Origin of the sequence: uncultured Vagococcus sp., assembly GCF_963518325.1 — a bacterium.
Taxonomy (GTDB): Bacteria; Bacillota; Bacilli; order Lactobacillales; family Vagococcaceae; genus Vagococcus_D.
Genome location: NZ_CAUQJB010000012.1, coordinates 52686 through 65319, shown reverse-complemented (window position 1 = coordinate 65319; position 12634 = coordinate 52686). Strand labels below are relative to the sequence as shown.

The following is a 12634-nucleotide window of genomic DNA, read 5'->3' as shown; positions in this document are numbered from 1 at the left end:
GGCAGAGTGGTTTTTCTCTGCCCTTTTTGTTTTTGGCTGAAGCTGTCAGTCTATTAAAAAGAAGTTGGAGGTGAGAAGATGCGTGGCATATCAACTGAATCAATTCATTGGCGTGACTATCAAAAGGAACTGCTGGCACAATTTGACGAGTTAAAAGCAGACCATTCAATTCACCTAGTAGCACCTCCAGGTTCGGGTAAAACCTTGTTGGGAATCGAATTAGCCCGATTGTTGGCTGGCAAAACATTGATTCTCGTGCCCTCATTGGCCTTGAAAAATCAATGGGGTCAGTGGTTAAACAACTTGTCTGAGGGAGGCTCAGAGAAAGCCGTGGTATCCTTTGACTTGGCAAGGCCATCTTCAGTGACAGTTGACACTTATCAAAAATTATTTCAGCTGAACTCAAGGGAAATGTTGCAGCCATTTGACACGTTGGTATTAGATGAAGTTCATCACCTTAAACGGAGCTGGGCAGAGGCTGTTTTAGAGTTAAAAGAAAGCAACCCACAAGTGGTCACTATTTCCCTAACGGCGACGCCTCCATTTGAAAGCGACTCTGGGGATTGGGCTCGTTATTTAGACGTTAGCGGGCCGATTGATGCCGAAATCAGCATACCTGCCCTCGTAAGGGAAAAGGTCTTAGTCCCCCACCAAGATTTTGTTTATTTATATTCGGCAGCAACTGATTTACAAGAGGCTTATTTGGCCTATGAAGAAGAGGAGGAAAGTCTCTTTCAGGATCTCTTAAAGGATGAACAGTTGCAAGCTTATTTACTAGAGTGTTCTTTTATTAAAGAGCCACTGACGGTCTTAGGGGAAATTTATGAGTCATTTGATGTCTATCAAAGTGGGTTGGTTTTTTTATGGCATTGTAATTACGAGTTATCAGAGGATCACTGGCAATTGCTGGGAGTGAGTAAGAAGCACGGAGAGAAGATAGGTGTGCCACCTTTAACTAAGGCTCATCTGGACACCTTGGCTAATTATGTGGCTGTTTCAGCCCCCGAACTGGCCATCAGTCAATTGATTAATCAAAAGCGTGGTCAGGAAAAGTGGGTGACTTTGTTTCCTTCATTTCCAATCAGTCGCTTACAAAAAAATCCATTGGGCAAAAAACAGGCGATTACGCAAATACTCTTGCGAGAATTTCAGTATGATAAACACAGGTTGTCGGCGGTTATTCTAGTTGATTTTATTATAGAAGAGGCCATCAGCAATCAAAATCAGCAAGAATTTGGTTTGTTTTCCTTATTTAATTATTTAAGGACAGTCTGTGAGTCAGAGATGAAAATTGGGGCGATCTGTGGGGATTGGTTGGTTTTACCAAGAGAGCTATCTCAGGAATCCTTAGGACTTTTCGGGGAGAGTTATCCAGAAAGTGAGGGCTATCTCCTGTTTCGTTTAAGGCAAAGTAATCGGCAGCAGGGTTTACAATTAGTCACAACTTTATTAAATGATAAAAAACTGCACGTGCTGTTAGGCACTGTGGCCCTCCTTGGCGAAGGCTGGGATTGTCCGGCAATTAATTGCCTGATTCTCGGCAATCAAGGCAGTGGCTTTGTCCAAACTCAGCAGCTGCGAGGTCGTAGTTTGCGCAGTTCCCTAGGGAAAAATGCAACCTCTATCTGGCATTTAGGCTTGGTTTTTAACGACCTGGAACTGGCAAGACAACAAGGGTTAGTCGGGTTGGATAGGCGCATGGAGCATGTTGTGGGCGTGACCTTCGAGAAGGATGGTTTGATTGAGAATGGCCTGGCTCGTTTTGAATTTCCTTTTATGCTAAATCAGCAGGAAATAGGGCGGTTTAATGACAAGATGTTTTACTGGAGCAGCCAGAAAGAGACCTTAGCTAAACAGTGGCAAAAAGCTTTGGCCAAAGGACAGCATTTGCGGCAAGTGGTTATGGCAAAGCCATTGGAGCAACCTAAAAATCAGATGCCTAAGCCAATAAAAAACAAGCGCTTGAGTCCGCTGCCTTTGCCAAGCTTGACTCTTGGCATTGGGGTTTCTTTGATTGCCTTACCTATTAGTTTAGCGCTAGCGCCGGGGTTTTCAGTAGGAATCGTTCTTTCTTGCGGGGTGCTGGCAGCCGGTCTGGCTCATAGTCAAAACCTTGGGGATAAATGGCAAGGATATCGAGCTGAAAGGGCGTGGCAAAAAGAAGCTAAAAGATGGCGAATCGCTGCCACGGCAGTCTATGAAACTATGATTGAATTGAAAATGCTAAACAATCGGTCCAAGGTAGTTGTGAGTGAAACGCCAACGACTATTCGCTGCTCTTTAGAAGGGGCGATTAAAAAAGAAGAATTGGTGTTTAATCAGACTATGACGGAGCTTTTTCAAGGAATTGGAATGCCTCGTTATCTATTGGTAAGTAATAAAGAGTGTTATCCTGTTCCTACTTTATTTGGCCAGAATAAAGAATTGGCCACCGTCTTTAAGAAAAATTGGGAAAACCAAGTGAAGCACGATTGGGAGCTAGTTTACACTAAAAATATAGATGGACGATATGTCTTAATTCAACAAAAATTGAAACAGTTGAATACACAAAAAGTAGAAGTTGTTCGAAAAAATCTTTGGTCGACTTAATCTACAAGAAAGAAGTGCTGTCGATGAAGAGAGTGCTTCTTTTTTTAACCTACCTTTATGAGTGTTTGATGATAATTATGATAAAACCATTAATTTACAATTAGAATTAAAAAGTGTATACTAATTCTATTAGACTTTAATACTAGGGGTAGTGCCCTAAATTTCGAAAGGAGTAGTGAAAAGAAATGAAAACATTTCGTGAAAAAAGTCAAAAGGGGATTGTCATTAATCAACAACCTTACACTTATTTCCACTTAGCAACGATTGCTAATGAGTTAGGTGTTACCTTGGCCAAAGTGCCTTACACGATTCGCATTTTATTGGAATCATTACTTCGTCAAGAAGATCAAATTGATATCACAGAGGAGCATATTCGCTCATTAGCAAATTGGAACCCGACACAAAGTAGTGGTGAGATTCCGTTTAAACCGTCACGAGTTATTTTACAAGATTTTACCGGGGTGCCAGCAGTAGTAGATTTGGCTTCGATGCGTGAAGCCGTTGTCAAATTAGGTGGTAGAGCAGAACAGATTAATCCGGAAATTCCCGTTGATCTAGTTATCGATCATTCGGTTCAAGTGGACCGTTACGGTAGTCCAGAGGCTTTGGAAGCTAACATGAAAATTGAATTTGAACGAAACAAAGAACGGTATGAGTTTTTAAAATGGGCCCAACACGCGTTTGATAATTACAAGGTGGTACCACCGGCCACTGGGATTGTTCACCAAGTGAATATCGAGTATTTATCAGATGTAGTGCTGACTAAAGAAATAGCTGGCGAAACTCAGATTTACCCAGATAGTCTAGTTGGGACGGATTCTCATACGACTATGATTAATGGGTTAGGGGTTCTCGGTTGGGGAGTAGGGGGAATAGAAGCAGAAGCCAGCATGCTGGGAGAGCCTTCCTATTTTCCAACACCAGAAGTTATCGGCGTACGGTTAGTCAATGGTTTGCAATTGGGCGCAACGGCCACTGATTTGGCTTTAAAGGTGACCCAGGTGTTACGTCAGGCCAATGTAGTCGGCAAGTTTGTTGAGTTTTTTGGCAGAGGTATTCAGGAATTAACCTTAGCAGATCGGGCGACTATCGCCAATATGGCACCGGAGTATGGTGCTACTTGCGGCTTCTTCCCAGTGGATCAGGAAACTCTCAATTACATGAGTTTAACGGGGCGTTCGTCAGAACTGATTAGCTTGACAGAAGCTTACTTAAAAGCTAATGATTTATTTTATGATGTGACAGTTGAAGCTGAGTATACAACGGTGATTGAATTGGATTTAAGTGAAGTGGAGTCTAATTTAGCCGGGCCAAAACGCCCTCAGGATTTAATTCCATTGTCAGAGATGAAGGGCAGTTTTAAAGAAGCCGTAACAGCGCCTGAAGGTAATCAAGGGTTTGGCTTAGCTGCTGAAGAGTTGAATAAGCGGGTTAGTTTGACTGTTGAAGGTGAGACGACTGACTTAGGGACAGGTGATGTTACCATTGCGGCCATTACCAGCTGTACCAATACCTCTAATCCTTTTGTGATGTTGTCAGCTGGTTTATTAGCAAGAAACGCTGTCAAAGCAGGCTTAAGTGTTCGCCCGACAGTAAAAACCTCCTTGGCACCAGGGTCGAAAGTCGTAACTGGCTATTTGGCTGATGCCGGTCTTTTACCAGATTTAGCAAAACTCGGGTTTGATGTGGTCGGCTATGGCTGTACGACGTGTATCGGAAATTCCGGTCCCTTTAAACAAGAAATATCAGATGCCATAACGGAAAATGACTTACTTGTGGGGTCTGTTTTAAGTGGGAATCGTAACTTTGAAGGTCGGATTCATCCACTGGTCAAGGCTAATTATTTAGCCTCACCGCCACTTGTCGTAGCTTATGCTTTAGCTGGAAATCTGATGGTTGATTTAGTCAAGGAACCTTTGGGAATTGGCAAAGAAGGGCAAGAGGTTTATTTGACGGATATCTGGCCTGCCGATGATGAGGTGAAAGCTTATATTAAAGACTATGTCACACCAGAATTATTCAAAGAATATTATGCCGGTGTTTTCACTTCGAATGATGAATGGAATGCCATTGAAACGACAACAGAGGCCAATTATGATTGGCAGGAGGATTCAACCTATATTGCTAATCCGCCATTTTTTGAGGAAATGAGTGAAGAAGCTGGGGAACTTGAAGCGTTAAAGGGCTTGCGGGTCTTAGCAAAATTTGGTGATTCTGTGACGACGGATCATATCTCACCAGCTGGGGCCATTGCGATGCGTTCGCCAGCTGGTAGTTACTTGCAAGAAGAAGGTGTGGCGCCAAAAGATTTTAACTCTTACGGCTCACGACGAGGGAATCATGAAGTGATGATGCGTGGAACATTTGGTAATATTCGAATTCGCAATCAAATTGCCGCAGGAACAGAAGGGGGTTATACGACTTTCTGGCCAACTGGCGAGGTTCAATCGATTTACGACGCGGCTATGAATTATCAAGACCAAAAAGTTGGCTCTGTAGTCTTAGCGGGAAATGACTATGGGATGGGCTCTTCTCGTGACTGGGCAGCTAAAGGGGCTCGTTTATTAGGAGTGAAAGCAGTCATTGCCAAGAGTTACGAACGGATTCACCGCTCTAATTTGGTTATGATGGGAGTTCTGCCATTGCAGTTCCAGCCTGGAGAAGATGCTGATAGCTTGGGGCTAACAGGAGCAGAAACTATTGAGATTGACTTGCCGAAAGACGCGGGAATTAAAGAAGTTATTAATCTTCGAGCCATTGATGATCAGGGACAGGTAACGGCGTTTAAAGCAGTGGTGCGATTCGATGCGGAAGCGGATATCCGTTATTACAAACATCAAGGCATTTTGCCAATGGTTATTCGCAAAAAAATGCAAGCTACACACTAATGATAGGTTGATTTACTTTAGTTCAAAATAGAAGCACTAACAAGTTTAAGGATGATTCGTTGATGTAGTAGCATCAACGGATCAGGCCTATTATATTATACGAGGAGAGGAAGCAGATGGAATTCAAAGGTGGATTAGAAGGGACGGTTGCTTGTGACACTAGGATTAGTTCAATCATTGATGAAACGTTATCCTATGCTGGTTACACAATCAAGGAACTGGTAGATAATGAGGCGTCGTTTGAAGAAGTGATTTTCTTACTTTGGCACTTACGCTTGCCGACAGCTGATGAACTCGCTGATTTCTCAGCGGATCTAAGAAATAATATGGAGATTGGTGATGCAGTAGAAACCTGTTTGCGGATTCAGTGTCGGGAGAACCTTCATCCTATGAGTGTGTTGCGTAGCACGGTTTCTTTGCTGGGGGTTTTTGATAAGGATGCCGAGTTAACGGATAATGAGAGTACCTATGAACAAAACATTAAATTACAAGCCAAAATGCCCACGATTGTGGCAGCATTTTCTCGCTTGCGTCAAGGATTGGACCCAATTCCCCCGCGGAATGATCTGTCCTTTACGGCTAATTTTTTGTATATGTTGGATGGTCGTGAACCGACAGCAACGGAAATTAAAATTTTGGATATGGCTTTGGTTCTTCATGCCGATCATGAGTTAAACGCCTCAACCTTTGCGGCTCGAGTCTGTGCTTCAACTTTGACGGATGTTTATTCGACGATTACAACGGCTATTGGAACCTTAAAAGGGTCTCTCCATGGTGGCGCCAATGAGCGGGTGTTTGAAATGTTAAATGCCATTGATGAACATGGCAATACGGAAGAATACTTGCAAGAAAAATTAGATTCAAAGGAAAAAATCATGGGCTTTGGCCATCGGGTCTATACGACAGTGGATCCTCGTCAACAGTATTTAAAAGCCATGGCAAAAGAATTGACGGCGGGAACAGATAAAGAGAAGTGGTACGATATTTCCGTGGAAGTGGAAACTTTTATTCGCGATAAAAAAGGTTTAATTCCCAATGTGGATTTTTATTCCGCAACGGTGTACCATTGTTTAGGCATCGATTCGGACCTCTTTACGATGATTTTTGCTATGAGTCGGGTGTCGGGCTGGTTGGCTCATACTTATGAACAAAAAAATAATAGTCGATTGATTCGCCCACGTTCTAACTATGTTGGTGAATTAGGCTTGATTTACATTCCAATTGAAGAACGCAACGATACTCGGGAGGTTATATAAGTGACAAATAAAATTACCATGGTAGACGGCAACGTCGTAACACCAGATAAACCAGTGATTCCATTTATTGAAGGGGACGGCATTGGCCCTGACATTTGGCAAGCTTCACAGCGTGTCTTTGATGCCGCTATTGAAAAAGCGTATGGCGGTCAACGTCAAGTTGAATGGTTAGAAGTATTGGCAGGTGAAAAGGCCTTTAAAGCCACAGGAGAATGGCTGCCAAAAGCCACTTTAGACACGATTTCCGAGTACTTAATCGGCATTAAAGGGCCTTTAACTACCCCGATTGGCGGAGGGATTCGTTCCTTAAATGTGGCCTTGCGTCAGGAACTTGATTTATATGTTTGCCTGCGACCTGTTCGTTATTTTAATGGCGTGCCTTCTCCAGTTAAACATCCAGAGAAAACCGATATGGTAATCTTCCGCGAAAATACGGAAGATATCTATGCGGGCATTGAATTTGCTGAAGGTAGTCCAGAGGCGGCTAAACTAATTGCTTTCTTACAAAACGAGTTAGGTGTCACAAGCATTCGTTTCCCTGAAACTAGCGGGATTGGTGTGAAGCCAATTTCAAAAGAAGGGACCGATCGCTTAGTTCGTTCAGCCATTGAATATGCCATCGAGCATCAAAAAGCATCAGTTACACTGGTCCATAAAGGCAATATTATGAAATACACAGAAGGTGCCTTTAAGAACTGGGGCTATGAACTGGCTGAAAAAGAATATGGGGAGCAAGTTTTCACGTGGAATCAGTACGATCGTTTGAAAGAAAGTAAGGGAACTGAGGCGGCTAATGACGCTCAAGCAGAGGCGGAAGCAGCCGGAAAAATCATTATTAAAGATTCAATTGCCGATATTTTCCTACAACAAATTTTGACACGTCCAGATGAATTTGATGTCGTGGCAACTATGAACTTAAACGGTGACTATATTTCAGACGCTTTGGCAGCTCAAGTAGGTGGTATTGGGATTGCGCCAGGCGCGAATATTAATTACCAAACGGGACATGCAATTTTTGAAGCCACCCATGGCACTGCACCAAAATATGCAGGACAAGACAAGGTTAACCCATCTTCTGTCATCTTGTCGGGAACGTTGATGTTAGAACACATTGGCTGGCAAGAAGCAGCCGACTTGATCGTCAAGTCTTTAGAAAAAACAATTGAAAACAAAACCGTCACGTATGATTTCGCCCGCTTAATGGAGGGGGCAGAGAAAGTTAGTTGCTCTGGTTTTGCTGATCTATTAATTGCTAATATGTAAAAACAAGCTGGGACATAAAGTCGTTTTGCTCCGAGCAATCTCGAAGAACCCGAACAATCGGCTTTTTCGATTGCTCGGAGCAGACTTTTGGAGCGCGTCTATCGCATAATGTTCGTAAAAATATCGGAGGCTGGGACTATTGTCCCAGCCTCTTTGTTACAGCGGATCGTCGATGATCAAGCCGAAGCCTAACGCAATGATCAGTGCTTGCTCTTGATTAACTGTTAGTCCTTTAATCAAGTCTTGGGATAGGGCTATTTTATCAAACTGGCAAGTGGCTAAATTGAGATCAGTTAACTCGGTATTAAACCAACTGGAGCCTGTTAGGACACAGTTGGTCAGTTCCAGGTGCTGCCAGCGTACTTCATGTAAATCGCTATCTTTCAGAGAGCAATCTTGAAACTGAACCATTTTTAGATTGCCGTAACTATAAGAAGAAAAATCATTGATGCACTCAATAAACTGACAGTCTTTTAATAAAGATTCGGCAAAATTTGTGCCAGTTAATTTGCAATTTTTAAAAATCACTCGGTGAAATGACCCACCAATCATAACAGCGTTAGAAAAATCACAATGGTCGAATAGGACGTCCTGAGCTTCAAAACTAGTTAGTTGACAGCCACTAAAGTTGGTTTTGCTGATTTGACAGGTCTGGAAACCAACGGATTGGGCTTCTTGATAAGAAAAATCTTGTTCTTGTAGTAACTGATTAACGATTAGTTCTTCTGTTTCCAGATAGCCTGTAAAGGGAAGAAGGGTAGCTGGTGATAGCTTAGGTTGGATTGGTTTTTTTATTTTTTTCATAGGGCACCTCACATTTAGCTAGTAGATACTTCTTGATACAATTAAGCAAGCCAAGGCCTGTGTCAATAGAATTATCTTAACCAAGTTTAACATAATTTGTCTAAAAGAAGAGCAGAAGTCCAAGTTTTTCTTAATAAAGTGTCTATTGTTAATGCTTGTTAAATGATATACTACAATTATCACAAAGAGACAGGCGGGGAAGCGATGAACAGCAAGGAATTAAAGAAATTAGAGCAAAAATATTTTAAAGTGAAGCTGAATCGATTAATTGATGAGCAAATGATTTTAGATGAAGAGTGTCATCGAGAAGTTATTAGTAGTTTAAATGACATGTTGATTGATTTGAGTGATAGTCGATTTATTGGATTTACGAATAAACCTGTCATGCGAGGTATCTTATTAGATATTTTTCCTGAGATGTTCTTTTTACAGCCTGATTTCGGCTCAGAAATATATGTGTGTCTACTGTCATATTATGATTTTTTATATACAGAAAAACGATTGAATAAAGAAGAGTATGTGGAGATGCTACTGTTTTTCCAAATGAATATGTATGCTTTCTTTAAGAAATTAGCTAAAGCATCTGAAAGTATGGAGGCTGGTTTTTCCGAAGTCCTTGAGGATTTCACAATCAATCCGGGGGTGAGTCAGTCGTCTGCTCCTAAAACAAAATCAAAGAACAATGTGATTCAAATGCCTGGTGCAACTCGTCAGCAGGCAGTCCCTAAGCAATACTTACAGTTTAGAATTGATATTGAAGGATTTAAACCATCTATTTGGCGACGTGTAGTTGTCCCAAATACGATTACCTTTGAAACCTTTCATCTAGTGATTCAAAACCTATTTGAATGGGAAAACAATCATTTGCATTTGTTTCAGACTTCTGTAGGTGGTATTGGCAACCTGGATAGTGAGGCTATTAAACCTAGTGAAAAAGTCCTTTTATCCTCAGTGCCTATGGATAGCCTCAGTGATATGGCCTATGTGTATGATTTTGGTGAGGATTGGTTTCACGAAATTGTTCTTGAAAAAATTATTGAAGAAAAAGAATGGACCAATTCCCAGGAGATGTATTGCGTAAAAGTCATTAATGATGCGCCTCTGGATGATTCCCGAATGAGCGGAAGAATGGGGCATTCGACGTTAAAAGAAATCAATCAACGATTAGCGAGCCTTAAGGTATAAGGGGGAGAAAGACTAAAGTTTTCAGAGTTTTAGTCTTTCTTTTCAGAAAACCTTGACTTAAGTGGCAAAGCTTGATATACTAGTGAAGTTGAGAATTAAGCAGAAGCACCCGCTTCTCGCCTTAGCAGACAATGTCTCTGGGCCAGATAGTTTTTTACAAAAATAGCTTGGCTATTTTGTGAAATTTTTGCGGGGTCTTTGAAAAGAAAGACTCTTTTTTTCTGCCTTAAAACTCGGAATAATTACAGAGAGGTGAATGACCATAGCAAAGGATATGATGGTAAACGACGGTATTCGTGCACGTGAACTACGATTGATCTCAGAAACAGGCGAACAGTTAGGTGTTAAAACTAAGGCGGAAGCTTTGAAAATCGCCGAAGACGCTCAATTAGATTTGGTAGTGGTTGCGCCAACAGCAAAACCACCAGTAGCTCGTATTATGGACTACGGAAAGCATCGTTTCGAGCAACAAAAGAAAACTCGTGAAGCTCGTAAAAATCAAAAAGTGATCAGTGTTAAAGAGGTAAGATTAAGTCCAACAATTGACGATAACGATTTTAATACAAAATTGCGTCATGCACGTAAGTTTCTTGAAAAAGGTGACAAGGTTAAAGCGTCAATCCGCTTCAGAGGCCGGGCAATTACTCATAAACAAATTGGTCAGGATGTCTTAATGAGATTTGCAGATGAAGCAAAAGATGTCGCAGACATCGAGCAGCGTCCGAAAATGGACGGTAGAAGCATGTTTCTAATGTTAGCACCAAAAAACGATAATAAGTAATAAGCAAGATGATCTGAGGAGGAAATTAAGATGCCAAAACAAAAAACACACCGCGGACTAGCTAAACGTGTAAAACGTACAGGTGGTGGCGGATTAAAACGATACCGCGCATTTACAAGTCACCGTTTCCACGGAAAAACTAAGAAACAACGTCGTCAATTACGTCGACCAAGCATGGTTTCAAAAGGCGATTACAAACGCGTACGCCAAATGTTAGCTTACTTGAAATAAACAGCAACATTTAGTGAATCCATTCTCGCTTTAACGTGAGACAACGTTACAATTAGAACATTTCGTAGGAAGACTCCGAAATGATGAACAGAACTCAAGGAGGAATTTATCATGGCACGTGTTAAAGGTGGTTCAACAACCCGTCAACGTCGTAAAAAGGTGCTTAAGTTAGCGAAAGGCTACTATGGCTCAAAACATACATTATTTAAAACAGCAAAAGAACAAGTGATGAAATCTTATAGCTACGCTTATAGAGATCGTCGTCAAAAGAAACGTGATTTCCGTAAATTATGGATTGCGCGTATCAACGCAGCTGCTCGTATGAACGGCTTAAGCTACAGCAAAATGATGCACGGTTTGAAATTAGCTGAAATCGACATCAACCGCAAAATGTTATCAGAATTAGCTATTAGCGACGCTCCTGCATTTACTGCACTAGCTGACCAAGCTAAAGATGCATTAGCTAAATAATTAAATTAACGTTGATTTCTCAACGTTTTAACCCACTCAATCGAGTGGGTATTTTTTGTTAGATGAGGTTGTACCTGGATAAGACGTAGCGACGAATTTTGATAAAGGAACTTTTTTCGATAATGATATTGACACCGCTTACTCCATGGTTTATCATAAGGTTTATTAAAGGATTTGTTACTGTTAAATCAGGCATGACCTAAATACGTCTAAAAGAAATGTGTTTTCTTTCGGATGTATTTAGGTCATTTTGTGTTTTAGGAGGTGGTTGGATGCTTGTTTCTAGAAGATTTAATAACAATGTCATACTAGCTCGAAATAACCAGCAGGAGTTAATCTTAATGGGAAAGGGGATTGGGTTTCAAGTATATCCCAATGACCCAGTTAAATCGGAATTGATTGAACAAACTTTTGTGCCATCCGATAGTGTTAACATTGAAGGGATGGCCGAATTGTTGTGTGACTCACATCCGATGGAAGTAAAGGTCGCAAAAGAAATTATTGTCTATGGAGAAAAAATTCTGAAGAAGTCTTTAAATGAAAACTTGCTAATTGCGTTGTTGGATCACTTGCACTTTGCGATTATTCGTTACGAAAAGGGGATGGTGACTAAAAGTCCCATTGAATGGGAAATTAAACAAATGTATCGAGTGGAGACGGCCATTGGTTTGGAAGCCTTGCGTTTGATCAAAGAAAAATTGAAGGTGAGCTTGCCGAAATCCGAGGCAATATTTATCGCACTATATTTTATTAATGGTCAATTTAAAAATGAGACGATGAGTGATACGTTTGCATTTTCAGAAACAATGAATCAGGTTAATTCAATCGTTAAGTATCACTTTCAGGTTAAAATGGATGAAGAGTCGGTTAATTATCAACGATTTTTAACACATATACGCTATTATTTGATTCGGCAAAAAAATCATGAATCACTCAATTTAGGCAATGAAGATGTCTATTTTATCATGAAAGAACGTTTTCCAGAAGAGAGTAATTGTGTCGAAAAAATTTCTCGTTTTATTGAAAAAAAGTTTGAGTGGCAGACAACCGATGATGAAAAATTGTATTTAATTTTACATGTTAATCGTTTAATTAACTAAATAAAAATATGGGATTCGTTACGATTTGGCCGGCAAAACCTAGAGAAAGAGACGATTTAAGTCTGT

Annotated in this window: 10 protein-coding genes and 1 other annotated feature; of the genes, 9 read left to right on the top strand and 1 reads right to left on the bottom strand. The window is 40.9% G+C overall.

Annotated features, from left to right (window positions below):
* Window positions 1-78: 78 nt before the first annotated feature.
* The 4 genes from RWN13_RS11685 (at window position 79) to icd (ending at window position 7996) form a co-directional block, all read left to right on the top strand.
* Window positions 79-2589 carry a DEAD/DEAH box helicase family protein gene (locus RWN13_RS11685; protein WP_314063637.1) on the top strand — a complete coding sequence of 837 codons (2511 nt, stop codon included), beginning with the start codon at window positions 79-81 and terminating at the stop codon, window positions 2587-2589.
* 185 nt (window positions 2590-2774) lie between these two features.
* Window positions 2775-5477 (top strand): aconitate hydratase AcnA, encoded by a 2703-nt coding sequence (acnA, locus tag RWN13_RS11680; RefSeq protein WP_314063636.1) that lies wholly within the window; start codon window positions 2775-2777, stop codon window positions 5475-5477.
* A gap of 116 nt (window positions 5478-5593) precedes the next feature.
* Window positions 5594-6733, top strand: a complete 1140-nt coding sequence (locus RWN13_RS11675) for a citrate synthase (RefSeq protein ID WP_314063635.1) — start codon at window positions 5594-5596, stop codon at window positions 6731-6733.
* Window positions 6734-7996, top strand: a complete 1263-nt coding sequence (gene icd / locus RWN13_RS11670) for an NADP-dependent isocitrate dehydrogenase (RefSeq protein WP_314063633.1) — start codon at window positions 6734-6736, stop codon at window positions 7994-7996.
* A 156-nt stretch (window positions 7997-8152) separates the two neighbouring features.
* On the opposite strand, the gene RWN13_RS11665 is transcribed toward icd, so the two are convergent.
* The gene (locus RWN13_RS11665) at window positions 8153-8800 is read right to left on the bottom strand and encodes a pentapeptide repeat-containing protein (protein WP_314063631.1); all 648 of its coding nucleotides are present in this window, start codon (window positions 8798-8800) and stop codon (window positions 8153-8155) included.
* Window positions 8801-9004: 204 nt separating this feature from the next.
* Between RWN13_RS11665 and RWN13_RS11660 the strand changes: the two genes are divergently transcribed.
* The 5 genes from RWN13_RS11660 (at window position 9005) to RWN13_RS11640 (ending at window position 12568) form a co-directional block, all read left to right on the top strand.
* A complete protein-coding gene (locus RWN13_RS11660; RefSeq protein ID WP_314063629.1) occupies window positions 9005-9985 on the top strand; it encodes a plasmid pRiA4b ORF-3 family protein in 981 nt (326 codons plus the stop codon).
* A gap of 91 nt (window positions 9986-10076) precedes the next feature.
* Window positions 10077-10213, top strand: a sequence feature (ribosomal protein L20 leader region).
* Between the two features lie 28 nt (window positions 10214-10241).
* Window positions 10242-10766, top strand: a complete 525-nt coding sequence (gene infC, locus RWN13_RS11655) for a translation initiation factor IF-3 (protein ID WP_314063627.1) — start codon at window positions 10242-10244, stop codon at window positions 10764-10766.
* A gap of 30 nt (window positions 10767-10796) precedes the next feature.
* Entirely contained in the window at window positions 10797-10997 is a 201-nt protein-coding gene (rpmI, locus tag RWN13_RS11650; protein WP_209531305.1) for a 50S ribosomal protein L35, read from the top strand.
* Between the two features lie 111 nt (window positions 10998-11108).
* Window positions 11109-11468: a 50S ribosomal protein L20 gene (gene rplT, locus RWN13_RS11645; protein WP_314063625.1), complete on the top strand. Its 360-nt coding sequence runs from the start codon at window positions 11109-11111 to the stop codon at window positions 11466-11468.
* A 272-nt stretch (window positions 11469-11740) separates the two neighbouring features.
* Window positions 11741-12568 (top strand): PRD domain-containing protein, encoded by an 828-nt coding sequence (locus RWN13_RS11640; RefSeq protein WP_314063623.1) that lies wholly within the window; start codon window positions 11741-11743, stop codon window positions 12566-12568.
* Window positions 12569-12634: the final 66 nt, after the last annotated feature.